The organism is Aliiroseovarius sediminilitoris (genome assembly GCF_900109955.1).
GTDB classification, from domain to species: Bacteria; Pseudomonadota; Alphaproteobacteria; order Rhodobacterales; family Rhodobacteraceae; genus Aliiroseovarius; species Aliiroseovarius sediminilitoris.
Window position 1 is genome coordinate 1,806,562 of sequence record NZ_FOJB01000001.1, and the last position, 24,203, is coordinate 1,830,764.

General features: G+C 58.2%; 25 protein-coding genes. 16 read left to right on the forward strand and 9 right to left on the reverse strand.

What is annotated here, in order from left to right:
* Window positions 1–21: 21 nt before the first annotated feature.
* Window positions 22–630 carry a lytic transglycosylase domain-containing protein gene (locus BMY55_RS08960; protein ID WP_407639023.1) on the forward strand — a complete coding sequence of 203 codons (609 nt, stop codon included), beginning with the start codon at window positions 22–24 and terminating at the stop codon, window positions 628–630.
* Window positions 631–639: 9 nt separating this feature from the next.
* Here the strand turns inward: BMY55_RS08960 and BMY55_RS08965 are convergent, their stop codons facing one another.
* From BMY55_RS08965 to miaA, 5 genes are all read right to left on the reverse strand, one after another.
* Entirely contained in the window at window positions 640–987 is a 348-nt protein-coding gene (locus BMY55_RS08965; RefSeq protein ID WP_091430024.1) for an antibiotic biosynthesis monooxygenase family protein, read from the reverse strand.
* A gap of 50 nt (window positions 988–1,037) precedes the next feature.
* Window positions 1,038–1,583, reverse strand: a complete 546-nt coding sequence (locus BMY55_RS08970) for a VOC family protein (protein ID WP_091430026.1) — start codon at window positions 1,581–1,583, stop codon at window positions 1,038–1,040.
* Between the two features lie 92 nt (window positions 1,584–1,675).
* Window positions 1,676–3,322, reverse strand: coding sequence for a hypothetical protein (locus tag BMY55_RS08975; protein ID WP_091430028.1), 1,647 nt, complete (start codon window positions 3,320–3,322; stop codon window positions 1,676–1,678).
* 90 nt (window positions 3,323–3,412) lie between these two features.
* Window positions 3,413–4,219 carry an AraC family transcriptional regulator gene (locus tag BMY55_RS08980; RefSeq protein WP_091430030.1) on the reverse strand — a complete coding sequence of 269 codons (807 nt, stop codon included), beginning with the start codon at window positions 4,217–4,219 and terminating at the stop codon, window positions 3,413–3,415.
* A gap of 205 nt (window positions 4,220–4,424) precedes the next feature.
* Entirely contained in the window at window positions 4,425–5,324 is a 900-nt protein-coding gene (gene miaA / locus BMY55_RS08985; protein WP_091430032.1) for a tRNA (adenosine(37)-N6)-dimethylallyltransferase MiaA, read from the reverse strand.
* A gap of 127 nt (window positions 5,325–5,451) precedes the next feature.
* Here miaA and pyrH point away from each other — a divergent pair, with 127 nt between their 5' ends.
* The 12 genes from pyrH (at window position 5,452) to lpxB (ending at window position 18,201) form a co-directional block, all read left to right on the forward strand.
* The gene (pyrH, locus tag BMY55_RS08990; protein ID WP_091432240.1) at window positions 5,452–6,225 is read left to right on the forward strand and encodes a UMP kinase; all 774 of its coding nucleotides are present in this window, start codon (window positions 5,452–5,454) and stop codon (window positions 6,223–6,225) included.
* A 154-nt stretch (window positions 6,226–6,379) separates the two neighbouring features.
* Complete coding sequence (gene frr, locus BMY55_RS08995; RefSeq protein WP_091430034.1) at window positions 6,380–6,946, forward strand: ribosome recycling factor; 567 nt, start codon at window positions 6,380–6,382, stop codon at window positions 6,944–6,946.
* Between the two features lie 48 nt (window positions 6,947–6,994).
* Window positions 6,995–7,744, forward strand: a complete 750-nt coding sequence (locus tag BMY55_RS09000) for an isoprenyl transferase (protein ID WP_091432242.1) — start codon at window positions 6,995–6,997, stop codon at window positions 7,742–7,744.
* A 122-nt stretch (window positions 7,745–7,866) separates the two neighbouring features.
* Entirely contained in the window at window positions 7,867–8,685 is an 819-nt protein-coding gene (locus tag BMY55_RS09005; RefSeq protein ID WP_091430036.1) for a phosphatidate cytidylyltransferase, read from the forward strand.
* A 13-nt stretch (window positions 8,686–8,698) separates the two neighbouring features.
* Window positions 8,699–9,889 (forward strand): 1-deoxy-D-xylulose-5-phosphate reductoisomerase, encoded by a 1,191-nt coding sequence (dxr, locus tag BMY55_RS09010; RefSeq protein ID WP_091430038.1) that lies wholly within the window; start codon window positions 8,699–8,701, stop codon window positions 9,887–9,889.
* A gap of 38 nt (window positions 9,890–9,927) precedes the next feature.
* Complete coding sequence (rseP, locus tag BMY55_RS09015; RefSeq protein ID WP_091430039.1) at window positions 9,928–11,268, forward strand: RIP metalloprotease RseP; 1,341 nt, start codon at window positions 9,928–9,930, stop codon at window positions 11,266–11,268.
* A gap of 499 nt (window positions 11,269–11,767) precedes the next feature.
* On the forward strand, window positions 11,768–14,122 hold the full coding sequence (bamA, locus tag BMY55_RS09020; protein WP_091430041.1) for an outer membrane protein assembly factor BamA: 2,355 nt from the start codon (window positions 11,768–11,770) through the stop codon (window positions 14,120–14,122).
* Between the two features lie 121 nt (window positions 14,123–14,243).
* Window positions 14,244–14,843 carry an OmpH family outer membrane protein gene (locus BMY55_RS09025; RefSeq protein WP_218142237.1) on the forward strand — a complete coding sequence of 200 codons (600 nt, stop codon included), beginning with the start codon at window positions 14,244–14,246 and terminating at the stop codon, window positions 14,841–14,843.
* Window positions 14,844–14,923: 80 nt separating this feature from the next.
* A complete protein-coding gene (fabZ, locus tag BMY55_RS09030; RefSeq protein WP_091430044.1) occupies window positions 14,924–15,391 on the forward strand; it encodes a 3-hydroxyacyl-ACP dehydratase FabZ in 468 nt (155 codons plus the stop codon).
* Between the two features lie 3 nt (window positions 15,392–15,394).
* Window positions 15,395–16,204 carry an acyl-ACP--UDP-N-acetylglucosamine O-acyltransferase gene (lpxA, locus tag BMY55_RS09035; protein ID WP_091430046.1) on the forward strand — a complete coding sequence of 270 codons (810 nt, stop codon included), beginning with the start codon at window positions 15,395–15,397 and terminating at the stop codon, window positions 16,202–16,204.
* Between the two features lie 9 nt (window positions 16,205–16,213).
* Entirely contained in the window at window positions 16,214–17,029 is an 816-nt protein-coding gene (locus tag BMY55_RS09040) for an LpxI family protein (protein ID WP_091430048.1), read from the forward strand.
* Window positions 17,026–18,201, forward strand: coding sequence for a lipid-A-disaccharide synthase (gene lpxB / locus BMY55_RS09045; RefSeq protein WP_091430049.1), 1,176 nt, complete (start codon window positions 17,026–17,028; stop codon window positions 18,199–18,201). Before BMY55_RS09040 ends, lpxB begins: the two co-directional genes overlap by 4 nt.
* A gap of 25 nt (window positions 18,202–18,226) precedes the next feature.
* Here lpxB and BMY55_RS09050 read toward each other — a convergent pair whose 3' ends face one another.
* Entirely contained in the window at window positions 18,227–18,715 is a 489-nt protein-coding gene (locus tag BMY55_RS09050) for a DUF2059 domain-containing protein (RefSeq protein WP_091430051.1), read from the reverse strand.
* 105 nt (window positions 18,716–18,820) lie between these two features.
* Complete coding sequence (gene mnmA, locus BMY55_RS09055) at window positions 18,821–19,975, reverse strand: tRNA 2-thiouridine(34) synthase MnmA (RefSeq protein ID WP_091430052.1); 1,155 nt, start codon at window positions 19,973–19,975, stop codon at window positions 18,821–18,823.
* Window positions 19,976–20,100: 125 nt separating this feature from the next.
* Here mnmA and sciP point away from each other — a divergent pair, with 125 nt between their 5' ends.
* Window positions 20,101–20,379, forward strand: coding sequence for a CtrA inhibitor SciP (gene sciP / locus BMY55_RS09060; RefSeq protein WP_091430054.1), 279 nt, complete (start codon window positions 20,101–20,103; stop codon window positions 20,377–20,379).
* A 99-nt stretch (window positions 20,380–20,478) separates the two neighbouring features.
* Window positions 20,479–21,192 carry a response regulator transcription factor CtrA gene (ctrA, locus tag BMY55_RS09065; RefSeq protein WP_091430055.1) on the forward strand — a complete coding sequence of 238 codons (714 nt, stop codon included), beginning with the start codon at window positions 20,479–20,481 and terminating at the stop codon, window positions 21,190–21,192.
* Between the two features lie 69 nt (window positions 21,193–21,261).
* On the opposite strand, the gene BMY55_RS09070 is transcribed toward ctrA, so the two are convergent.
* Together BMY55_RS09070 and BMY55_RS09075 are read right to left on the reverse strand one after the other, a co-directional pair.
* Entirely contained in the window at window positions 21,262–22,170 is a 909-nt protein-coding gene (locus BMY55_RS09070) for a pseudouridine-5'-phosphate glycosidase (RefSeq protein WP_091430057.1), read from the reverse strand.
* Entirely contained in the window at window positions 22,167–23,063 is an 897-nt protein-coding gene (locus tag BMY55_RS09075; RefSeq protein ID WP_091430058.1) for a PfkB family carbohydrate kinase, read from the reverse strand. Before BMY55_RS09075 ends, BMY55_RS09070 begins: the two co-directional genes overlap by 4 nt.
* Before the next feature lie 306 nt (window positions 23,064–23,369).
* Between BMY55_RS09075 and rpsB the strand changes: the two genes are divergently transcribed.
* Complete coding sequence (rpsB, locus tag BMY55_RS09080; RefSeq protein ID WP_091432245.1) at window positions 23,370–24,152, forward strand: 30S ribosomal protein S2; 783 nt, start codon at window positions 23,370–23,372, stop codon at window positions 24,150–24,152.
* Window positions 24,153–24,203 lie beyond the last annotated feature (51 nt).

The following is a 24,203-nucleotide window of genomic DNA, read 5'->3' on the forward strand; positions in this document are numbered from 1 at the left end:
GAGGATTTTCAGGGGACAGGCATGTCGCGCAAGAAATTTTTGAAGACATACGGTGCCGTTTTGGGTCTTGTGGCGGGCATCAACTCGATGGGCGAGGCCGCTTTTGCAGAAAACCTGTTCTCAAGCTCGGGCGGTCGGGCGGCTTTTGCCTCGCAGACCCGTGTTCTGGATACGCGCGCGGCCCAGCAATATGCGGCCAGCACGCGCCTGATCCCCAACAAAGATGCCGTGCCGACATATGGCATTCCGTCCTTTAACGGAAAATACAAGGGCGAGTATCTGGCGCTGGCGAAAGCCGCCGCGCTGCGCCACGGCATTCCACAAGACCTGTTCTTGCGACTGGTGCAACAGGAAAGCGGTTGGAACCCGCGCGCGCGCAGCCATGCAGGTGCTATTGGACTGGCACAGCTTATGCCGTTCACCGCGCGCAAGTTGGGGGTCGACCCTCATAACCCCGCCCAGAATCTTGAGGGCGGCGCACGTTATCTGCGCCAGCAATATGATCGGTTCCGGTCGTGGAAATTGGCCCTTGCGGCGTATAATGCCGGGCCGGAAGCGGTGCTGAAATATTCTGGGGTGCCGCCTTACAAAGAAACGCGCGGCTATGTCCGGGCCATTCTGGGCAGTTAGGATAGCCGCTCAGACAGAACGGCCATGCGGTCCGCAATAGGCGCGTTCGACCTTTGCCACCCGTAAACTGTATCGTTCATACCAGCCTTTGATCCCGAGCTTTTGCGCGATCAAATGATCTGATACCTGTTTCCACGCCTGAATGGCGTCTTCATCTGCCCAATACGACACGGTGATCCCATGGCCCGACGCATCGCGGGTGGTTTCAGCCCCCAAAAACCCTTGCTGAGTCCGAGCAAGGTCGAAAATCTTGTCTGCCATTGCCTCGTATCCCGGCGCGGCCTTGGCCAGTTGATTGGTGAAAATCACCGCGTAATAAGGGGGCTTTGGCAGGGGGGCGAAGCGGGATTGGGGCATCTGGACGCGTCCTTGTGAGGATCGCGCCCAGATTAGAGTGGTGGCCTTGTTTATTCTACCCCGGACAATTCTTTCTTGTGCAGCCATTCGGCATGTTTTGGCGCGCGTTTGGTTTGCGACCATTCGTTCAGCATATCCCATTTGACCTCGTCCATCCGGGCCAGCATCGCTTCTTCTTCGGGGTCGGGACAGGCCAGTTCGACGCGGTGCCCGTTGGGATCAAAGAAATAGATCGAATGGAATATCGAATGATCGGTGACGCCGAGGACCTCGACACCTTCTTTCTCAAGATGTTCTTTGAACTCAATCAGTTCGTCGCGGTCTTTTACCTTAAACGCGATGTGCTGCACCCAGATCGGCGTGTTCGGATCGCGCCCCATCTCGGGTTTGGTGGGAAGCTCGAAGAAAGCCAGCACATTGCCGTTCCCGGCGTCAAGAAAGACGTGCATGTACGGGTCGGGCTCATGGGTTGATGGCACATGGTCTTCGGCGATCGCCAGAACGAAGTCCATGTTCAGCATTTTCCCATACCATTCAACGGTTTCCTTCGCGTCCTTGCAGCGATAGGCGACGTGGTGAATCTGTTCGATCTTCATGAGTGTCCTCCTGTTTCGATGTTAACTAACATAAAGTCATTTCATTTGCAACGAATAGGGTGAGCGAAAACCCTGACCCTGATCTGACCAGTTTATGCCGGGGCAAGAGAGAGGGCGTATGCGTAGGTTACGATGATGAAGGCGCTTAGGATCAGGGACCAGATCACGCTGTCGCGCGGCGACCGAAGTGACATGATCCGAATGACATGATCGCCGCTGGGCGTTGTCAGGCGCCGAAACAGCGACCGTTCCTGATCCAACTGGCCTTCGATCAGAATGAAAAATGAGAACACCATGGATGGCAGGTAGACGGTAATGAACATCTCGGCCAACCATGTTTCGGGGCGTGCCAAAAGGCCAATGGCGGCCGTGGCCACAAGACAGGCCGCCAGCGAGACATGCCTGCCTAACCGTAGGGTGCGATTTCGTACATGTGCCAGATGGTCAAGCTTTTGCGCAATCTCTCGATACCCATCTGCGATCAAGGCTCGGCGAAGCAAGTGATAGCGGCGTTTGAAACTGACGGGACTTTGGCGCCTGCACAGGTTCTGGAACGCGTCGGACAGATGCGTATCCTTGTCGGCCAAGGCATGATTCAACCCGATCAAAAGACGTTCCTCTTCCTCTGTCTGGCGTGACACCTGGCCCAGTCCCTCGACCAGAATGACGACGAAAAAGATGCTCAGAATGCTCAGAGCATCGAAATAGAACTCGTTTTCGATGAAAAAAGGAGGCACGAAGTAACACCATGAGCCAGCCGCCAAAACCGTCAGAACAAGCGACTTGAATGCCCTTGACGTGTCGGCGGCGATGGTCAGCAGCAGATTTGAACTCAGGATGAAGGTCAGGCCGATCAACTCGTGCCCCTTCAGGGATTCTCCGGTCCAGAGCGAGAACAGCAAAAGGGAAAAGGCGGGTGTAAAGAACCAGACAAACCCGTCGGATGCGCGTTTCAATTTTAATGTGGCAAAGGAATACAGAACCGAGGACGAAAAGTTCAGCCCGACCACCACAATCATCCATGGCAAGGCTGCCCAGAGGCTGGGCATCGGCACATCAATTTCTGGATTGCTGCCCGAAAGGAACACGAAATAGATCGCGAACAGTGGCAAAGCTGGCAGAAAAAAGAACTGCAAAAGGAAATAACTCAGGACAGGACCGATGTGATGACGGTCGCGCATCAACTTCACCGCGCGCGCCTTGAACGCGACGGACAAGCCCATGGCCACAGCCGAGGCCAGAGCAAGCAAGGCGCCGATCCATGTGCTCGTATCCACACCATCCAGCTTTGAGGGAAGGTCAAGCACCAGCACCACGCCTAGACAAGCGATGCTACCCCAAAGATAATCACTGCCGTTCAACCGGCTGAGTTGATCTCGCAAAAGATACCCCATCGCGATGGCCGACGGAATTGGCCATGTTTCGGCGATGACGATGGCCACCGGCGTATCAAGCGAGGCAAGAGACATCGTAAAAAGAAGCAGGGACAGAATGAAAAAGAAGGCCTGTATCGAGGCCAGCGACAGGATGTTCCGGTCCTTTAGGGACAGAAGGAACCGGCTGCGCCCCCAGGCAGATACCACCACAGGCAATGAAATCGCGACTTTCAGTGCAATCAGGACGACCGGGAAACTTGAAACGAGCTGTGGATCCATTTCCGAAAGGGCGACCGGAATGGCCGCATAGGCCGCAGCGGAAAGAAGGATCAACTCGATCGTCGAAGCGCGTTTGTAATTCATGAAAAAAACACTCGGGTTACAGCGTCAGGGCGACCTTTTGGCAAGTGTTTCAGGCGACACTACCCATGTGTTGCGAATTCGTCAGCCGGGTTAGCCGCCTTTACGAAACGCGGACGGTGTGGTGCCGGTTTGCTTCTGGAATGCGCGAGTGAAATAGGCTGCCGAGGCAAAGCCAAGCGATTTGGCGATGTCCTTGATCGGGATATGCGTTTCGGTCAGCAAACGACGCGCCTCGTAATGGATGCGGTCTTGCAGGATGGCCGAGGCGGGGCGCCCACAGGTTCGGTTGCACACACGGCTCAGATGGGTCGGTGTGACGCCCAGTTCAGCGGCATAGTCGCGCACCGTCTTGTCGGTGTGGAACTCCTGTTCGACGAGCGCGGCGAAAGCGTTCACCAGACGCCCTGTGGCCCCGATTTCCGATTGCTCGACCTTGGTGTCGGCCAGTTGGCGCTCCAGCCACACAGACAGCAGGCCCGCATGGCACATCATGGCGCGGTGGGCCGTATCGCTGTATTTTTCCATCTCGCGTTGCAGGTCATCGACAAGACCGTTCAGAACCATCTGCTTGTCCGCTTCGCGCAGACGCATATGGACAGCCTCGTCCGGCAGGGCCAACGCCTCTTCGCTGCCTTGCGGAAAGACCACGATGGTGCCGTTCACCTGATTGGACATTTCGAAACCGTGCATGGTGCCTGCGGGCAGGAACAAGCAGTTATGCGGACCATAACCGGCGGTCACACCGTTGACGGTGATCCGGCCCTGACCGCGGGTGAACCACAACAGAACCGGCGCGCCATAGGATCGCATGGCCTCGGTGCGCCACCTGCCACCACTGCCCAACCGGGCAAGCGGCAGGACACGGAAGGGCGACGAAAAAGTATCGGATTTGGTCATAGGTTCAGCGTCAGACGTATAATACGGGCAATATCGAGCAACGTATCATGGGTATCCCAAAAACACGTCGCTGTCCCCAGATTTTTTATGCAACAGCGTTATCCACAGCTTGTCCACAGGCTTTGGGCGACAAATGACGGGTTTTCGGCGGATTGATGCAGAAATGATAACGGTCAGCCATCAGCGTGCGGGCAGTGTGTCACGGTCAGGGCAGGGGAATCACCTGCCAGTTGCCCATCCGCTTGCGAAACCATGTCCGTTGCCTTTTGGCATATTGCTGCGATGCGACAATGGCATGGTTGCGGGCGTCTTCCAGCGTCATTTCTCCCTTCAGATGCGCGATCAACTCGACCGCCCCAATGGCTTTGGCGCTGGGGTCTTTGGGGTTCCAGTCGTCAAGGTTGGCGCGCGCCTCGTCCAAAGCGCCTTGTTCAAGCATCAAATCAAAGCGGTGCGCGATGCGGTCCCGCAACCAATCCCGGTCAGTGTGAAACACGAAAGGGCAGGTGTCAGCGAGCGGCAATAACGGTGGCGGCGTGCTGTCTTGCCAACTGGCCAAGCCGCGCCCGGTGGTGCGTTGAACCTCCCATGCGCGGGCCACGCGGGCTGGGTTCTGCTGGTCGATCCGGTCCAGTGTCTCGGCGTCCAGATCGGCCAGAAGGGCGGACAATCCCCCTTCGGCCATCCGCTGTGCGCCTTCGACGCGGATTTCGGGCGGAGTCAAAGGGATGTCGGCCAGCCCCTCGGTCAGGGCAGTCAGGTTCAGCCCCGTCCCGCCAACAATGATCGGGCGAAGCGGGCCTTTCAGGATCGGGGCAACATCGCGCAGCCAATGCCCGGCGGAAAAAGGATAGTTGCGCGGAACATACCCGTAAAGCCGATGCGGCACTTGAGCCTCGTCCGCGATTGACGGGCGCGCGGTCAGCACCCGCCAATTGTCAAAGACCTGAAGGGCATCGGCATTGACGATCACCCCACCAGAGGCTTCCGCGATGGCCATGGCCAAGGCTGATTTTCCTGACGCCGTTGGGCCAGCGATCACAACTGGTCGATCTTTCGGTACGCTTTTGGCGATGGACTTTATGTCAATTCGGGTCTGGGACATGTGGCCTCGTGCACATCTCGCCCCGAAGGGGCTTTTTTGACAGGGGACGCGGATCGCGCATTGAATAATGTGCCTTGATCGGTCATTTTGCGCCAAAACAATCACGACAACCAGAAAGTGGCAACCGATGAGTGATCAGGCCTCAGGGGTTTCGGGCAAAGACGCGTCAGACAGCGACGTCGATATCCCGCAACCGACCTATAAACGCGTCATGTTGAAAATTTCCGGCGAAGCGCTGATGGGGGATCAGGGGTTCGGTCTGAACCCGCCCACCGTTGAGCGCATCGCGCAAGAGGTCAAATCGGTCCATGATATGGGCGTCGAGATCTGCATGGTGATCGGCGGCGGCAATATTTTCCGGGGGCTGCAAGGATCGGCCCAGGGGATGGAGCGGACGACGGCGGATTACATGGGAATGCTCGCCACGGTGATGAACGCGTTGGCAATGCAATCGGCATTGGAAGGTCTGGGGGTCTACACCCGTGTGATCTCGGCCATTCCGATGGATCAGGTGTGCGAGCCGTATATCCGACGCCGCGCGGTGCGCCACCTTGAAAAAGGGCGCGTCTGCATCTTTGCGGCAGGTACTGGAAACCCGTATTTCACCACCGACACAGCCGCGACTTTGCGCGCAAATGAAATGGCTTGCGAGGCGATCTTCAAGGGAACGAAAGTCGATGGGGTCTATGACAAGGACCCGGTCAATAATGCGGATGCCGTGCGCTATGATAAAGTTTCGTATGACGATGTTCTGGCCAAGCGGTTGGGGGTGATGGATGCGTCGGCAATTGCCTTGGCGCGTGACAACAACCTGCCTATCATCGTATTTTCGCTGGATGAACCGGGTGGGTTCCGGGGCATCCTGTCGGGCAAGGGCACCTATACCCGTGTTGGCAGCTGACCGGCGCAGACGCATGGGGCGATTTTTCGCCAACCGATGAAACACCGTGCTGGGTCCGGTCAACCGGACCTATACATCATATGGCTGGTGGCGTTATACCGGGCCGAAGACGCTCGGACGTAGGGACGAGAAGAAGACAAGGGGAAGCCACAGGATGGCAAACGAAGAATTTGAACTGGATATGGGTGATCTGGAACGCCGAATGGACGGTGCGATTGCATCGCTCAGAACGGAATTCGCGTCGCTGCGCACGGGGCGTGCGTCGGCCTCGATGCTTGAGCCGATCATGGTCGAAGCCTATGGGCAGCGCACACCAATCAACCAGGTGGGCACCGTGAACGTGCCGGAACCGCGTATGGTGACCATCAATGTCTGGGACAAAAGCATGGTCAACGCGGTTGAGAAGGCGATCCGCGAAAGCGGGTTGGGCATCAATCCTCAGCTCAATGGCACCATCATCATGCTGCCGATCCCCGAGTTGAACGAAGAACGCCGCCGCGAGTTGAGCCGTGTTGCCGCGCAATATGCAGAACACGCGCGCGTCTCTATTCGGAATGTGCGTCGTGATGGCATGGAACAGCTTAAAAAGGCAAAGAATGATGGAATGAGTGAAGATGATCACAAATTCTGGCATGATGAAGTGCAAGGCCTGACAGACAGATTTGTTGGTAATGTCGACAAGGCGCTTGAGGTAAAACAAGAAGAGATCATGCAGGTCTGACCCTCAATCGGGCGAAGATTGATCGAATAAACAGAATTGGGCATGTCGATGGGCAGAAAAGCCGCGGACAAAGCAGAGAAGGCGCATAAGTCGCCTGATCATGTTGCCATCATCATGGATGGCAATGGCCGCTGGGCGCAAAGTCGCGGAAAACCCCGACTTTTTGGCCATCACGCAGGTGCCAAACGGGTGCGCGAGATCGTCGAAGCCTGCCCGGATCTGGGCGTGAAATACATCACCATTTTTGCATTCTCGACCGAGAACTGGAAGCGGACTCAGGCCGAGGTTGCCGGTCTGATGAGCTTGTTTCGTCGCTATATCCAGAAAGAAGCGCGTGCCTTGCTGGCCGAGGGCGTGCGGGTGCGCTTCATCGGTGATCGTGACCGGCTGGACAAGAAGCTGATCGCTCTGATGCACGAGCTGGAGACGCTGACCGAAGGCAATGACCGTGTTCATCTGACCATCGCCCTGAATTATGGTGGCCGGGACGAGGTTGCGCGCGCAACACGTCGCATGGCGCTGGATGTGGCCGCGGGTCAGCTGGATCCTGAAAGCGTGAATGAGCAAACGCTTACAAGTTACTTGGATACATGCGTTTTACCCGATCCAGACCTGGTAATCCGCACATCCGGCGAAGCGCGAATTTCGAATTTTCTGCTGTGGCAATCCGCCTATGCGGAGTATGAGTTCATCGACACGCTCTGGCCCGATTTCTCAGCCGAGGTCTTTGAGGAGGTGGTCGACCGTTTTGCCGGGCGCGAGCGCCGGTTCGGTGCGGTCGAAACCGCTGCCGAGTAACCTTCAGACCGGTCCCTGATCGGCCCATCGGTGGCGCGACAATTGCGCCACGCCATAGCTTTGCCCCACATCTGCGTGATCAACAGCTTGAGGGCCGCGCGTGTGAGTGCCATAAACCCCGCATGACAACCGCAAATTCTTCTTCGAAATGGTCCGATCTGGCACCGCGCGTGCTTTCTGCCATCGCCATGGCAGCCATCGCAATCGTAGCCGTTGCGCTTGGCAATCCGGTCTATCTGATCATGATTGGCACAGTGATCGGGCTGTCCGTGGGGGAGTTCGCGCGCCTGATGCAACCCGAGACACCGCGCGTCTATATTCTGTTGGGAATTCTGGCGGCCATCGCCATATTCGTTACCGGGCTTGGCGTTGATATCGCCGATCGGTCAGGTGGTTTGATCGCGTCCAGAACGCTGTTTTTGCTGATTCCACCGCTGCTGGGCACCGCATTGATCAAACGGCACAAATTGTTGTTTCTGGGTTATTGCAGCCTGATCATGCTGGCCGGTTTGGGCTTTGTGGTGATGGGACCGGGCAAGGTTCTGATCTGGTTCTTGCTGATCATCATCATGTCCGACGTGGCTGGCTATTTTGTGGGCCGCACGCTTGGTGGGCCGAAATTCTGGCCAAAGGTCAGTCCCAAGAAGACATGGTCCGGCACGATTGCGGGCTGGGTCGGTGCACTGTTGATTGGCTTGCTTGGGGCAGGTCTGGGCGATTTCACCCCGACGGAAGCCTTGTTCGCCCCCGTGATCGCCTTCGCCGGTCAAATGGGTGACATTGCTGAAAGTGCAATCAAGCGCAAGATGAATGTGAAAGACAGCTCAAACCTTATTCCGGGTCACGGCGGTGTGCTGGATCGGTTTGATGCTATGATCGGCGCCTCGGCGGTTCTGCTGCTTCTGACTGGGGCCGCATCCTTTATGATTTCAGCGGTATGACAGGGCAGGGCGCATGACACCGACATCGCAGCGCAGGGTCTCGATCTTTGGGGCGACCGGGTCGATTGGGCAATCCACGATTGACCTGATCGCGCGTGACCTTGCCGCCTATGACGTTGTGGCGCTGACCGGTGGGCATAACGTGGCCTTGCTGGCGCGCGATGCAATCCGTCTGAACGCGGACATCGCGATCACCGCGCATGAAGAGCACCTGCCAGCCCTGCGCGACAGGTTGTCCGGTTCGGGGATTGAGGCTGCGGCAGGCGAGGCCGCGATTGAGGAGGCCGCCACGCGACCCGCCGATTGGGTCATGTCCGCAATCGTAGGGGCGGCCGGTTTGCTGCCAGGTCTGCGCGCACTGGAAGCCCGCGCGACGCTGGCACTGGCCAATAAGGAAAGCCTGGTAACGGCGGGGCCGCTGATCATGGCCACGGCAAAAGCGCATCACGCTCGCATTCTGCCCGTGGACAGCGAACACTCGGCGGTGTTTCAGGGGCTGGCAGGCGAAAACCTGGCAGCGGTCGAGCGGGTGATCATCACGGCCTCGGGTGGGGCATTTCGCGACTGGCCGTTGGAAAAACTCGCTCATGCCACGTTGGCGCAAGCCAGTGCCCATCCAAACTGGGATATGGGTCAACGCATCACCATCGACAGCGCATCCATGTTTAATAAGGCATTGGAAGTAATAGAAACCAAAGAGTATTTTGGTTTTCGTGCAGATCAAATCGAAGTCGTCGTGCACCCCCAAAGTCTGGTTCACGCGCTTGTCGGGTTCAACGATGGTGCCTTGATGGCGCATCTTGGCGCGCCGGATATGCGCCATGCCATCGGATATGCGCTACATTGGCCGGATCGGCGCACATTGCCAGTGGATCGTCTGGATTTGGCCCAAATTGCAACCTTGGAGTTTCGTGCACCTGACGAGCAACGATACCCCGCCCTGCGTCTGGCGCGCGAGGTGATGGCGGCAGGCGGCTTGTGCGGAGCGATTTTCAACGCGGCGAAAGAGGAGGCGTTGGACAGTTTCATTGCGGGCCGCATCGGTTTCATGGATATGGCTGACGTGGTTGAACAGGTTTTGACGCGTCTTGACGCAGATGTGACCCTGATGCAGGGCGCAATGACCCTTGATAATGTTCGCGCCGCCGACCAAATGGGACGGATAACTGCCCAGCAAGTCATCGGTTCATACCCCGCCGTGTAAGCGGCCAATAGTAGAAAAAAGAGCAGGAGAGACATCCCATGGAATTCACCGGGTTGCTTCCCGATTTTGGAAACCTCGCCTTTACGATATTGGCGTTCCTGGCTGCGCTGACGGTGATTGTCGCGGTGCATGAATATGGCCACTACATCGTCGGGCGGTGGTCCGGGATCAAGGCAGACGTGTTTTCGATCGGGATGGGCCCGGTTTTGACCTCGAAGATGGACAAACACGGCACGCAATGGCAGATCGCGGCCTTCCCCATCGGCGGATATGTAAAGTTCCGGGGGGACGCCAATGTCGCGTCGGGCAGCGCGGATGAAGACGCCATGGCGGCGATGAGCGCCGAGGAAAGGCGCCATACCATGCATGGGGCCCCGCTCTGGGCGCGGGCAGCCACGGTTGCAGCCGGGCCGATCTTCAACTTCATTCTTTCGATCATTGTCTTTGCCGGGCTTGCGCTTGCCACCGGCGTCGCGCGTGATCCGCTGTCGGTTGCCACACCATTGGACGTGCCGGGAATGGAAGATGGCCTGAGATCCGGGGACGAGATCCTGTCGATTGCCGGGATCGAGACTCCGCCCTTGGCGGACTTTGCCACATTGGTCGAAAAGCTGCCCGATACGGCCCTGATCGACTATCGGGTTCGGCGCGATGGGCAGGTGATGGATCTGACCGCAACCCATCCCTTTCCCGCCCTTGTCGGGTCTGTCAGCCCGCAATCGGCGGCGATTGATGCGGGTTTGAAAGAAGGCGACTTCATCGCGACGGTCGATGGCACCCCGGTGCCCACCTTCAACACCCTGCGCGAGATCGTGGTGAACGGTGATGGAAGCCCCATGACCCTTGGCATCGTGCGCGAGGGCAAACCGCTTGAGGTAACGCTGACCCCGCGCCGGCAAGACATTCCCAGCGCCGATGGCGGGTTTGAAACCCGTTGGCTGATCGGCATCACCTCGGGCATGGTGTTTGAACCGGCGACCCGCACACCCGGTGTCTGGGAAAGCGTCGCGTCCGGGGCTGAACGGGTGGTCTATATCATCCGCGCCAGCCTGTCGGGGCTTTGGCATATGATCACCGGTGCGATCTCAAGCTGCAATCTGTCCGGTCCAATTGGCATTGCGCAGGTCTCGGGGCAGGCCGCGTCGATGGGAGCCACCAGCTTCATCAGTTTTATCGCGATGCTGTCGACGGCCATCGGTCTGTTGAACCTGTTCCCGATCCCGGTTCTGGACGGTGGACATCTGGTGTTCTATGCATGGGAGGCGGTGACGGGCAAAGCACCGTCCGACAAGGTTCTTAATGTTCTGTTGGCAATTGGTCTGTCTCTGGTGTTGTCCTTGATGGTGTTTGGGGTCACGAATGACCTGTTTTGCCCGTGAAACCACTGTAAACCCGCACTTGCCACAATCTTGCCGCAATTCTGAAAAGGTTGTGCCGCAATCGCTTTTTAATCTTTGAGGTGTCGTGAACTGCGACTCGTTGAAAGGGTTGGGCAATGGACCGGATAGATCGCGGATCAAACGCATTCGCTGTTTTGGTTGATCTGAACTGGGATAGATTATTCTTCGCGAGCGCGATTGCAGCCGCTCTCCTCTTAAGCGCGGCGCTGCATAGTCTTTTGTGATCCCCCGAAAATCGCCGGGATGGCACGACCATCACCTTGACCCGCCACAGCAACCCTGTGCGCGGGTTTGTCATGACCGGATGCCGGATTTGATCGCGTCGAGCGCATCTGGACAATCTACATCGCACGCACACCGGAGGTCATCGAATTGGCGCGGCGCCGCCCCCTTTCGAAAGTCTTGTTTCGCGCTTTGACAAGACCGTCGCAACCCCTTATCCACATTGGCACTGGGATGTCTGGGGAAAGTAAATACGATGGCATTTGATAAGAGGTTGGGCAGCAACCGTTTCAAGACAACAGGGCGCGGCGCAAAAGGTCTTTTGACCAGCGGTGGGCTGGCATTTTTTCTGGCAATTACCGGGGTTACGGTCACGGTGCCGCATGTTGCGGTCGCGCAATCCTATGCGTTCCAGCGGATCGAGATCGAGGGCACGCAGCGGATCGAAGCCGCCACCATCCTGTCCTATCTGGGAATCGCCCAAGGAGAGGCCGTCTCGGCGGCGCAGTTGAATGATGGATATCAACGTCTTGTCGGCTCTGGCCTTTTCGAAGACGTGCAAATCCTGCCACGCGGCAACACTTTGGTGGTAAAGGTCCGCGAATACCCGACCATCAATGTTGTATCGGTCGAGGGAAACCGCAAGGTCAAAGATGACGTCTTTGCACCCCTCCTGAAATCCCAGCCACGTCAGGTCTATAGTCCGGCCAACGCGGAGCTGGACGTTCAAACCATCACCGAGCTGTATCAGGCGCAAGGCCGATTGGCGGCGCAGGTGACACCGAAAATCATCCGCCGCTCGAACAACCGTGTCGATCTGGTGTTCGAAGTTGTCGAAGGCCGCAATGTCGAGGTCGAGCGTCTGTCCTTTGTCGGCAACCGTCAGTTTTCGGACAGTCGACTGCGGCGGGTTCTTGAAACCAAGCAGGCCGGCATCCTGCGTGCCCTGATCCGGGCCGACACCTATGCGCCGGAACGGATCGAGTTCGACAAGCAGGTGTTGCGCGACTTCTATTTGTCGCGCGGCTATGTGGATTTCAAAACCACGGGCGTCACAAGCGAATTTTCCCGCGAGCGCGACGCTTTCTTCATCACCTTTTCGGTGCAAGAAGGCCAACAGTTCCGGTTTGGCAACATCACCACCTCGTCCGAGGTGAACAATATAAACGCGGCCGACTATCAAGCGGTGCATAAATTGCGCTCGGGTGTTGTCTACAGCCCGGCGCTGATGGACAACGCCATTGCGCGAATGGAACGTCTGGCCATTCGCAATGGTCAGGATTTCGTCCGCGTTGAACCGCGAGTGACCCGCAACGAACGCGCGCGCACGCTGGATATTGATCTGGTTCTGGTCCGCGGCCCGCGCATCATCGTCGAACGAATCGACATCGAAGGCAACGCGACCACGTTGGATCGCGTGGTGCGCAACCAGTTCCGCGTGGTGGAAGGCGACCCGTTCAACCCCCGCGAAATTCGCGAGGCGGCAGAACGTGTGCGCGCGCTTGGATATTTCTCGAATTCGAATGTCGAGGCACGCGAGGGATCTGCACCCGACCAGGTGGTGATTGATGTCGATGTCGAAGAAGCCCCGACCGGATCGCTGAGTTTTGGCGGCGTCTATAGTCTTGAAAACGGCTTTGGTCTGAATATTGCTTTCACGGAACGCAACTTCCTTGGTCGCGGACAGTATCTCAGCGCCAGCTATTCAAGCGGTGAGGATACGTCGAGTTTCTCGTTCAAATTTGCCGAGCCGAATTTCCTGGATCGTGATCTGGAGCTGGGGTTCGAAGCCTATTATCAGGAAACCGCCTTCGCCTCGTCCTTCTACAACACGCGCTCGCTGGCAATTCGGCCTTCAATCTCGTTTCCGATCAGCGAATATTCCCGGCTTGGTCTGCGTGTGTATGGCGATGGCGCGGAAATCACCGATGTCGATAATGATAGCTCGCAAGTCCTGAAAAACGAAGGCGCGCGCGGCCGGCAGGTTGGCGCGGGTGTCGGTTTGACCTGGAGCTATGATACGCGCCGCACCGGGTTGGACCCGAACCGCGGGTATCTGCTTCAGTTCGACGGCGATCTGGGCGGTCTGGGTGCAGATTATCAATACGCAAGGGCATCCGCCTTGGCGCAGGCTCAGACCAAGATATGGAACGATCAAGTGACACTGACGGCGACCATCGAAGGCGGGATCCTTCACGGTCTCGACGGCAACCCGTCGCGGGTGACGGACCGCTTCCGCCTTGGCCCGTCCAAATTGCGGGGATTTGCCACCAATGGGATCGGACCGCGGGACCTGACGGCAATCAATCAGGATACGTTGGGCGGCAACAAGTTTGCGGCCGCGCGTCTTGAAGCTCAGTTCCCCGTTGGCTTGCCCGAAGAATACGGCATCACCGGCGGTCTGTTCCTTGACGCCGGGACGTTGTGGGGGCTGGACGACACGTTGGGCGGCACGATTGACGACAGCGCGCATCTGCGTTCCTCAATCGGGGCGTCGATTTTCTGGGACACACCGATCGGTCCGCTTCGGTTCAACTTCTCGCATGTGTTGGCCAAGGAAGACTATGACGAAGAGAACAGCTTCGAGCTTACGATTTCGGCAGAGTTCTGATCCAGTGATCCGGCTGGCGCTGCGATACGCATGTTGCGGTTTGCGGCGTCATGCCGTCCGGTTCTTCTTTCCGGTCTCATTGGCGACGGGGCTGATTTTCGGATCACTTCCCACGCCGGTGATGGCCCAGCAGACTGGCAGCGCCGTGTCTCAGATTGTCACCATTGATCGGCAAAGTCTGTTTTCCGACACACAATATGGCCGCAGGGTGGTCGAAACGGTCGAGTCTGAACGCGTGCGGCTGGCCAGTGAAACGCGCAAGGTCGAAGAGGCCTTGGTAAAGGAAGAGCGTGAACTGACCGATAAGCGGGACGGTATGTCGCCCGATGACTTTCGCAAACTTGCCAAGGCGTTCGACGAAAAAGTTCAAGCTCTGCGCACTGAAGGGACTGAACGCGAGCAGGAATTTGTCCGCACGCTGGAACGGGAACAAGCCGCATTTTTTGAACGGATCGGCCCGATTCTGGGAAAGCTGGTGCGCGAATTGGGCGCTGTGGTCATCTTGGATCGGCGCGCCATACTGCTGACCACGCAGAACATCGACATCACCAAACTTGCGGTTGAGCGTATCGATCAGGTGCTGGGTGATGGCAGCGATTTGCAAGACAGCGCGCCCTCATCCCCGGCGGGAGAGGTTGTGCCCCCGGAACAGCCCGCACCCGAAATGCCGGTCTTTCCCTTGGGGGACGCAGCCCCGGACGGCACATCGCCTGATAACTGATAGCAATTGTTTCAACCGTTCCAGACTGGTAGTCAGATAGGACTGGGCCACCAAGAGCCCCATATGCAAAGGACGTGACTATGACATCAGACGTGCCCAGCACCGCAGATATCCAACTGATCCAGCAATGTATTCCCCACCGCTATCCTTTTTTGCTGGTGGACCGGGTCGAGGATATTCGCGCCAAGGAATTTGCCAAGGGCATCAAGATGGTCACGATGAACGAGCCGCATTTCCAGGGACACTTTCCGGGTCTGCCGATCATGCCGGGTGTCACGATCATCGAAGCGATGGCGCAGACCTCGGCGGTGATGGTGTCCTTGTCGTTGGGCCTTGTCGGGTCGGGAGCCGTTGTCTACTTCATGGGCATTGACAGCGCCAAGTTTCGTCGCAAGGTCGTGCCGGGCGATGTGCTTGAGCTGCATGTGACCACCATTCGCGGCGGCGCCAAGGTCTGGAAATTCGACGGGCGCGCCATGGTCGGTGACCAATTGGCCTGCGAGGCGACCTTTATGGCAATGATCGACGTGACCGGCGGGAAAGGCTGACCGATGACTGCCAAAGGGGGCGTTGATCCCACAGCCCTGGTTCATGCCAGCGCGATCATAGAAGACGGCGCGGTTGTTGGTGCCGAGTGCCGGATCGGCCCGTTTTGCGTGATCGGCCCGAAGGTCAGGCTTGGTGCCGGGGTCGAGGTGAAATCCCATGTGGTGATCACCGGCGATACCGAAATAGGCGACGAGACTGTGATTTTTCCGTTTTCGGTGATTGGCGAGATTCCACAGGATTTGAAATTCGCGGGCGAGGATACGCGGCTGGTGATTGGCAAACGCAACCGCATCCGTGAACATGTCACCATGAACACCGGCACCGCCGGCGGCGGCTTTGTCACGCGCATTGGTGACGATGGGTTGTTCATGGCGGGCAGCCATGTGGCCCATGACGCCCAGATTGGCAACAACGTCATTTTGGTCAACAATGTCGCGGTGGCCGGTCATGTGGTCATCGAAGATGATGTGATCGTCGGGGGTCTGTCCGGGTTGCATCAATGGATCCGCATCGGTCGCGGTGCGATCATCGGCGCCTTGTCGATGGTGACAGCCGATGTTTTGCCACATGCTTTGGTGCAAGGGCCGCGCGCGGAACTGGACGGGTTGAACCTTGTCGGGTTGAAACGTCGTGGGGTGGCGCGAGCTGATATCGCGGCCTTACGGTCTGCCTTGCAGGTATTGAAAAACGGCGAGGGGTCGTTTCGCGACCGCGCCGCCGGTTTGGCGGACAGCGCAGACAGCGACTATGTTCGCGAACTGGTTGCCTTTATCACCGGTGACAGCGACCGTGGTTTCCTGACCCCAAAATAGCGAGCAGCAATGACCGACCGCCTTGCCATCATCGCCGGAACCGGGGACCTGCCGCACCGCATTGCCGCCAGCAATCCGGGCGCGCTGTTCGTGACGATCAAGGGCGTCGAAGTGGCCGCCCCGGACGGGCATGAACTGGTCGAGGCGAGCTATGAAAAACTGGGTGCCTTGTTCAAATCCATGCGCGGGGCAGGGGTCGCGCGCGTGGTTTTTGCGGGCAAGGTTGATCGCCCTAAGCTGAACCCCTTGCGGATGGACCGTGTGACTCTGGGCCTGTTTCCTCGGGTCAAGGCGGTTCTGGGCAAGGGCGATGACGCGCTTTTGCGGCTGGTGGCCGAGGTTTTCGAAGAACAGGGGTTTCAGGTGGTCGCCGCCACCGATGTGGCGCAAGGGCTGAGCCTTGACGCCACGGTCATCGGTCGCACCCCCAGCGATCAGGACCGCCGGGATGCGGATCGTGCCTGGTCCATTCTGAACACGTTGGTCCCTGAAGATCTGGCGCAGGGGGCAGTTGTGGCGGGCGGACAATGTCTGGGGATCGAGACCATTCAGGGCACCGATGCGTTGTTGCGTTTCGTATCTGAATCTCCCGAACATCTGAAGCTGGGCGCGCGTGGCGTGTTTGTAAAACGTTCCAAACCCGGACAAGACCAGCGCATGGATATCCCGACCATTGGCCCGGCAACCGTGGAGGCGGTGGCCAAGGCGGGCCTGGGCGGCATCGTGATACCGGCAGGCGATGTGATCGTTATGGAGCAAGACGAAGTCGTACGATTGATTGAAGAGCATGATCTTTTCCTGGACGTGCGCGGGGCCACGCCATGAAGGTGTTCCTGATCGCGGGCGAACCCTCGGGTGATCGGTTGGGCGCGGCGCTGATGGCGGGACTGAAATCTGTGGTGGATGACGTCGAGTTTCTGGGCATCGGTGGCACCGCGATGGCTGGTGAAGGATTGCAATCGCAATTTCCCATGTCCGACCTGTCTGTCATGGGTATTGCCGAGGTCGCACCCAAATATTTCCACCTGAAACGCCGCATCCGTGAAACGGCCGAGGCAGTGATTAAAGCCAGTCCCGATGTGATGATCACGATCGACAGTCCGGATTTCTGTCTGCGCGTGGCGCGGATCGTGAAAGAGGATGAAGTTGAGGGGCTGACCTTTGGCCGCGACATTCCCACGGTGCACTACGTTGCGCCCTCGGTCTGGGCGTGGCGTCCGAAACGGGCCGAGAAAATGGCGCAGTGGATCGATCATGTGCTGGCGCTATTGCCCTTCGAGCCACCTTACATGGAAGCCGCGGGGATGAGTTGCGAGTTTGTCGGCCATCCGGTTGTGGCGGAGCCGGTCGCTTCGGATGCGCAGGCGCAGGCCTTTCGCGAGGATCGTGGGATTGGTGATGTTCCCTTGCTTCTGGCATTGCCGGGATCGCGCAAGGGCGAGGTGGCGCGCCTGGCTGACCGCTTTGGCGAGACTTTGGGCCGTGTTCAACACGACCTCCCCGACATCAAGGTCGTATTGCCGGTGGCGCAGGGCGTGGACGGGCTGGTGCGTGACATGACCGCCAAATGGCCCGTGCAACCGATCCTGATCCCTGCTGATCAAGCAGATCAGAAACGGGCCGCATTTCGGGCGGCAGATGTGGCTTTAGCTGCGTCCGGGACGGTATCACTTGAACTCGCGGCTGCCGCGACACCGATGGTGATTGCCTATGACATGAACTGGCTTAGCCGGCTCTTGATCGGGCGCTTGTTGAAAATCGACACCGTGACATTGGTCAATCTGGTGTCCGAAACGCGGGTGGTGCCGGAGTTTCTTGGGCGAAACTGCACGCCCGACCAGATCGCGCCGGCGCTTCTGGCAACGCTGGCCGACCCCTCGGCCCAAAAAAGCGCGATGTCATTGACAATGGATCGTCTTGGCAAAGGGGGCGAGGCACCCGGACTTCGGGCCGCCCGTTCGGTTCTGAACGTGGTGGCGCGGGCACAAACAGCCTGACGCGCCAGCCGATACAGCTTAGGCGCTACTCTGCCTCAGCGCCTTCGCTCAGGATCGCCTGAACTTTCGGGATGATCTCGGGCATCTTTTCCTGCACCATTTTTATCACCATTGGCGTCTGCCGTTCTGTCACCTGTGGCAGTTTACTCATCGCCGAACGACCCAGATCGGTGGCATAGAAATCGCGAATGGCCTTGATCTCGTCAAATGTGAACAATTCGGCCATGACAGCTGCCTGATCGCGCATGATATCGTACATGGGACCGGTCATTTCATCCTGATAAAGCTGGTCGATCCGGGCGATCTGGTCATCATTCAGGGGAATGCCTTTGGCGGTGACATCATTGACAAGGGGTTGCCACATGGTCTTGACCATTGCTTCCATGTCCATGTCTTCCAGGGTGGCTTCGATATAGCCGGTGGCGATCGCCAAACGCTGCTCATAGGTTTCCGCAGCCAGAACCGGCGTACCAAGCAGCGCGGCGGCGACAAGGGCGGGAAGTAGATTACGCATCAGAAGTCCTTTTCAGTGTCGTTTCCCTCGCATTCTCAACCCATAATTCCGCCGCCGCAATCACATTGGTCAAGTGGGGTGTGAACCGGAGCAAAAAAAACCGATTCAGCCGCGCCAGATCCAGCCGCCGCCGAAGACGCGCGAGCTGTCCGATGAATAGAACACACAGGCCTGTCCGGGGCTGACACCTTCTTCGGGGGTCAAAAGTTCGACCTCTGCTTCGGTCTCGGAAATCGGACGGATGATCGCCTCGCGCGGCGGGCGGGTTGATCGGATTTTCACGCCCATATGCCATTCCATGCGCGACATGAAGGGTTCGTCGCCCAGCCAGTTGATCTCACGCACAGGAACTGTGCGTGTGGCAAGCATCTCTTTCGGCCCGACCACGACCTGCTTGGCATCCACGTCCAGTTTGACCACGTAAAGCGGATCGGACAATCCGCCGATACCAAGCCCGCGTCTTTGGCCGATGGTGTAGTGAATGACGCCGTCATGCTGCCCCAGCGCGCGCCCGTCTGCATGCACAATCTCGCCGGGTTCGGCGGCCCCGGGGCGCAGTTTTTCGATGACGCTGGCGTAGTTCCCATCCGGCACGAAGCATATGTCCTGACTGTCGGGCTTGTCGGCGACTTCCAGCCCGTATTTTCGCGCCAGCGCCCGTGTTTCATGCTTGGTTTTCAGGTGGCCCAGGGGGAAACGAAGATAATTCAACTGCTCGGCAGTGGTCGAGAACAGGAAATAGCTCTGATCGCGGGCAGGATCGGCGGCGCGGTGAAGCTCCGGGCCGACCTGACCCACGGTGCGCTGGATGTAGTGTCCCGTCGCCATGCAATCGGCCCCCAGATCGCGCGCAGTTTCCAACAGGTCCTTGAATTTAACCCGCTCGTTGCAGCGGATGCAGGGCACGGGGGTGGCTCCGCCCAGATAGCTGTCGGCGAACTCCTCGATCACAGCGTCCTGAAAGATGTTTTCATAATCCAGCACGTAGTGCGGAAACCCTATGCTTTCAGCAACATGGCGAGCGTCGTGAATGTCGATTCCGGCGCAGCAGGCGCCTTTCTTGGCAAGGGCTGCACCGTGGTCGTAAAGCTGCAAGGTCACGCCGATGACATCATAGCCTTCTTCGGCCAGCATCGCGGCCACGACCGAACTGTCCACGCCACCCGACATCGCGACCACGACACGGGTCTCGGCGGGCGGTTTGGCGAAGCCCAGTGAATTCAGCACCGGGGCTGTTTTGGCTTTGACGGTCGTGGACATGACCAAATCCTTTCCAGAAGAATGTCGGAATATATGAAAATTCGAATGAACAACAAGGGGAAGCTTCACCTCTCTTTAAGTGTAACGGTCGAAAATCGTCACAGACCAAGACGTGAGGGCTGGATATGTATCTGAAAAAAGTTGAAGGGCCGCGCGCAGTGACCCTGCCGGATGGGTCGATCATGACGCGTGCTGATCTGCCACCGAAAACCACACGGCGCTGGGTCGCCAGCCGTAAAGCGGCCGTGGTGCGGGGCGTAATGTCCGGGTTGATTTCGGAACGAGATGCGCAAGAGCTTTATGCCTTGTCCGATGAGGAGTTGGCCGAGTGGATCCGGGCTGTGTCCGATCACGGAGAGGCCGCGTTGAAGGCCACCTCTCTACAAAGGTATAGACAACCTTAGATTGTTTTCGCTAAAAGTTCTGCATGGGTAACGTGTGGTTAACCATTTCACGAGATGCTGACTGCGAACATTAGGACTTTTTAGCGGAGAACCCGAAATATGCGTATACTTCTGGTGGAAGACGACCCGACAACATCGCGTAGCATCGAATTGATGCTGACCCATGCCAATCTGAATGTCTATGCAACCGATCTTGGTGAAGAAGGCATCGATCTGGCAAAGCTCTATGACTATGATCTTATCCTTCTTGATCTGAACCTGCCTGACATGAATGGGCACGAAGTTTTGCGTCAGCTTCGCATGGCGCGGGTGGAAACACCGATCCTGATCCTGTCCGGGGCCGATGACACCGAAAACAAGATCAAGGGCTTTGGGTTCGGGGCTGATGATTACATGACCAAACCATTCCACCGGGAAGAACTGATTGCCCGCATCCACGCAATCATTCGCCGGTCGAAAGGACATTCGCAATCGGTTATCAAGACCGGACCTATTGCCGTCAATCTGGATGCAAAAACCGTCGATGTTGACGGGCGCACCGTTCATTTGACCGGCAAGGAATACCAGATGTTGGAGCTTCTGTCGTTGCGCAAGGGCACAACCCTGACGAAAGAGATGTTCCTGAATCACCTTTACGGCGGGATGGACGAGCCGGAACTGAAGATCATCGACGTATTTATCTGCAAACTGCGCAAGAAATTGTCTACGGCAACCGGAGGCGACAGCCATATCGAAACGGTCTGGGGGCGTGGCTATGTCCTGCGCGACCCGGAGCCTGCCGAATTGGACGCAAAAATCGCGATGGGCGCGTAAGTCGCGGCCGACCGGCATCGGCGTGGGACCGGCGGCTTTTCACCACTGACTTTTATCACCGAACTGTGTTCAGGCCTTCAATTCACAAGCGATGCGTGCCGCAAGGCGCGCGTTGTTTTTGACAAGGGCAATATTCGCCACCAACGACGCCCCGTCGGTCGCGTGGAAGATGCGATCCAACAGATAGGGAGTTACTGACTTGGCCGCGATCCGCTCCGCAGCGGCGGCGGTCAGAGCCTCTTCGATAACCGGGGTGATCACCTCGGTGGGAATCTCGTCCGCCTCGGGAATCGGGTTGGCAATGAAATGACCACCCGTCAGGCCCATGCTGCGCCGCACTTTCATTGCCGCCGCGATCTGGGCGGGATCATCCATCGACAAGGGTGCAGGAAGTCCGGAACTGCGCGACCAGAAAGCCGGAAAGTCCGTCTGGCCATATGCGATGACCGGAACGCCCAGCGTTTCCAGCACTTCAAGCGTCTTTGGCAAATCGAGAATGGCTTTCGCACCGGCCCCGACAACCGTCACTGGCGTCTTGGCAAGCTCTTGCAGATCGGCAGAAATGTCGAAGCTTGTCTCGGCCCCACGATGCACGCCGCCGATTCCGCCCGTCGCAAAGACTTCAATTCCCGCAAGATGCGCCGCGATCATCGTGGCGGCCACTGTGGTCGCGCCCGTGCCGCCGGTCGCGATGCAAGCGGCCAGATCGGCGCGCGACAGTTTTGCCACGTTCTGGGCCTGGCCCAAAGTCTCAAGCTCGGTATCGGTCAGACCGATATGCAGTCGTCCATCAAGAATTGCGATGGTGGCCGGCACAGCGCCGTTTTCGCGAATGACGGCTTCGACCTCGCGGGCGGTTTCGACATTCTGCGGCCACGGCATCCCATGGGTGATGATCGTGCTTTCCAGCGCCACGATGGGTTGGCCAATTTTGCGCGCTGTTTCAACCTCGGGCGAAAAGGTCAGGGGCAGGGTCATGTGTCGTCTTCTCCGGATACGTAATGGGCGGCGGTTTCCTGGGCATGCGCCAGCGCTTCAGCCGGATTTTTGCCCGCCATTTCGGCGGCAATATGTGCGGCCATGAAAGTGTCGCCCGCACCGGTGATCCGGCGCACACGCACGGCGGGGCAGGGGGTTTGGATCACCCCGCGCAGCTTGCTGCCATCTGCGGCGAAGCTGCCGCCATCAGTGACAAGCACACGGTTCGCCCCGGCGGCCAGCAGCCCCTCGGCCGCTTCAAGCGCATTGTCGAACCGCTGATTGGCCAGGTATCCGGCCTCTTCGCGGTTGACATAAAGGGTGGCGCCCGGGTGTCCCATCAGGGGTGCCAATCGGCGCGCCTTGCCGGGACTGGCCGGGGCCACGCGCAGGTCGGCGTCGGCGAAGCTGGGGCGACCCGCGATGTCCGACAATAAAGGCAGCGTCAGGTTGCCATCCAGCGCAATAACGCCCGCATATGGTTTGTTGGCAGAGCCAAGCGAGCCGTCTTCCAGCGGTGCCAGAATTGCATCACCAGCAGCTTCCAGAGAATGGGCATCCGCCAATGCAGCGACCAGCCCCTGCGGCCCTTCGATGGCCATATAGACATCGGTGGGCAAACCAGGCGGGCGGTAAACATAGCTCGTGACCATGCCGCGCGCGCCGCATTCGGCCAACAGATCTTCCCCTTCGGCATCACGGCCAATCGCGGTCAAAAGGGCGGGGCGCAGATCAAATCGTTGCGCCGTCATGGCGATGTTCATGGCCACACCGCCCGGCAGTCGCGTGATGCGCCCCGGTTCGTCCGAGCCGATGCGCATCGGGTGCTGTGTGCGCCCGATCACGTCCCACAGCACGGACCCGATGCAAAGAATATCATGTGTCAACGTCATGCTGTCTGTTTGCCGAGGATTGCAGCGTGACACAAGAGCGGATCAGCCGGCAACCGATCGACACAGCAAGAACCAACAAAATATAGCCAAAGCCCCGCATTTTGGGCTTGTCAGTCCCCGGGTTGGGGTCTATACGCCCCCCATCAATCCACAGGCGGGGTTGGGCTGATGAGGGAGACATCCTCGGACGTCCGCCGGTTGAGCCGGGGAATGACCAAGAGATCGAAGCCGTGAAAGTGGTTAGATTTCAAGGACATGAACTGCTCGTATGGCCCCGTCAAGGTAGAAACCGGAAAGGAAAAGAACATGGCGCTGCCTGATTTCTCACTGCGTCAGCTATTGGAAGCTGGCGTTCACTTTGGCCACCAGACTCAACGCTGGAACCCCCGTATGGGCCCGTTCATCTATGGTGAGCGCAACGGGATTCACATCCTTGACCTGACACAAACGATGCCGATGCTCGACGCCGCACTGAACGCGGTACGCGAAACAGTCGCCAAGGGTGGCCGCGTGCTGTTCGTTGGCACCAAGCGTCAAGCCGCTGGAGCAATCGCTGAAGCCGCCGAGAAGTCGGCGCAGTATTACATGAACCACCGTTGGCTCGGTGGCACGCTGACCAACTGGCAGACCGTGTCACAGTCGATCAACCGTCTGAAAGAATACGACGAGAAACTTGCGAACGGTGCTGAAGGCCTGACCAAGAAAGAGCGTCTGGGCATTGAACGCGAGCAGGCGAAACTGCAAGCGTCACTGGGCGGCATTCGCGAAATGGGCGGTGTGCCCGATTTGCTGTTCGTCATCGACGTGAAAAAAGAAGCGCTGGCGATTGCCGAAGCCAACAAGCTGGGCATCCCGGTCGTGGCCGTGGTTGACACCAACTGCCCGCCGGAAGGTGTGGATTATATCATTCCGGGCAACGACGACGCGGCCCGTGCCATTGCGCTTTACTGCGATCTGGCGTCGCGTTCGGCCCTGGACGGTATGTCGGCCCAACTGGGCGCAGCTGGCGTTGATCTCGGTGCGATGGAAGAAGCTCCGACCGAAGAAGCTGTTGCTGAAGCTGCTGAAGAAGCTGCGCCGGTCGAGTAACGACCGCACAATTGCGGGGCAGGGCGATCTGCCTCGCATTTCTTGATACAG

Excerpts from the sequence above, each read along its gene's own strand:
- BMY55_RS08960 (WP_407639023.1), top strand. The coding sequence starts at position 22 with ATGTCGCGCAAGAAATTTTTGAAGACATACGGTGCCGTTTTGGGTCTT.
- BMY55_RS08965 (WP_091430024.1), bottom strand. The coding sequence starts at position 987 with ATGCCCCAATCCCGCTTCGCCCCCCTGCCAAAGCCCCCTTATTACGCG.
- BMY55_RS08970 (WP_091430026.1), bottom strand. The coding sequence starts at position 1,583 with ATGAAGATCGAACAGATTCACCACGTCGCCTATCGCTGCAAGGACGCG.
- BMY55_RS08975 (WP_091430028.1), bottom strand. The coding sequence starts at position 3,322 with ATGAATTACAAACGCGCTTCGACGATCGAGTTGATCCTTCTTTCCGCT.
- BMY55_RS08980 (WP_091430030.1), bottom strand. The coding sequence starts at position 4,219 with ATGACCAAATCCGATACTTTTTCGTCGCCCTTCCGTGTCCTGCCGCTT.
- miaA (WP_091430032.1), bottom strand. The coding sequence starts at position 5,324 with ATGTCCCAGACCCGAATTGACATAAAGTCCATCGCCAAAAGCGTACCG.
- pyrH (WP_091432240.1), top strand. The coding sequence starts at position 5,452 with ATGAGTGATCAGGCCTCAGGGGTTTCGGGCAAAGACGCGTCAGACAGC.
- frr (WP_091430034.1), top strand. The coding sequence starts at position 6,380 with ATGGCAAACGAAGAATTTGAACTGGATATGGGTGATCTGGAACGCCGA.
- BMY55_RS09000 (WP_091432242.1), top strand. The coding sequence starts at position 6,995 with ATGGGCAGAAAAGCCGCGGACAAAGCAGAGAAGGCGCATAAGTCGCCT.
- BMY55_RS09005 (WP_091430036.1), top strand. The coding sequence starts at position 7,867 with ATGACAACCGCAAATTCTTCTTCGAAATGGTCCGATCTGGCACCGCGC.
- dxr (WP_091430038.1), top strand. The coding sequence starts at position 8,699 with ATGACACCGACATCGCAGCGCAGGGTCTCGATCTTTGGGGCGACCGGG.
- rseP (WP_091430039.1), top strand. The coding sequence starts at position 9,928 with ATGGAATTCACCGGGTTGCTTCCCGATTTTGGAAACCTCGCCTTTACG.
- bamA (WP_091430041.1), top strand. The coding sequence starts at position 11,768 with ATGGCATTTGATAAGAGGTTGGGCAGCAACCGTTTCAAGACAACAGGG.
- BMY55_RS09025 (WP_218142237.1), top strand. The coding sequence starts at position 14,244 with ATGGCCCAGCAGACTGGCAGCGCCGTGTCTCAGATTGTCACCATTGAT.
- fabZ (WP_091430044.1), top strand. The coding sequence starts at position 14,924 with ATGACATCAGACGTGCCCAGCACCGCAGATATCCAACTGATCCAGCAA.
- lpxA (WP_091430046.1), top strand. The coding sequence starts at position 15,395 with ATGACTGCCAAAGGGGGCGTTGATCCCACAGCCCTGGTTCATGCCAGC.
- BMY55_RS09040 (WP_091430048.1), top strand. The coding sequence starts at position 16,214 with ATGACCGACCGCCTTGCCATCATCGCCGGAACCGGGGACCTGCCGCAC.
- lpxB (WP_091430049.1), top strand. The coding sequence starts at position 17,026 with ATGAAGGTGTTCCTGATCGCGGGCGAACCCTCGGGTGATCGGTTGGGC.
- BMY55_RS09050 (WP_091430051.1), bottom strand. The coding sequence starts at position 18,715 with ATGCGTAATCTACTTCCCGCCCTTGTCGCCGCCGCGCTGCTTGGTACG.
- mnmA (WP_091430052.1), bottom strand. The coding sequence starts at position 19,975 with ATGTCCACGACCGTCAAAGCCAAAACAGCCCCGGTGCTGAATTCACTG.
- sciP (WP_091430054.1), top strand. The coding sequence starts at position 20,101 with ATGTATCTGAAAAAAGTTGAAGGGCCGCGCGCAGTGACCCTGCCGGAT.
- ctrA (WP_091430055.1), top strand. The coding sequence starts at position 20,479 with ATGCGTATACTTCTGGTGGAAGACGACCCGACAACATCGCGTAGCATC.
- BMY55_RS09070 (WP_091430057.1), bottom strand. The coding sequence starts at position 22,170 with ATGACCCTGCCCCTGACCTTTTCGCCCGAGGTTGAAACAGCGCGCAAA.
- BMY55_RS09075 (WP_091430058.1), bottom strand. The coding sequence starts at position 23,063 with ATGACGTTGACACATGATATTCTTTGCATCGGGTCCGTGCTGTGGGAC.
- rpsB (WP_091432245.1), top strand. The coding sequence starts at position 23,370 with ATGGCGCTGCCTGATTTCTCACTGCGTCAGCTATTGGAAGCTGGCGTT.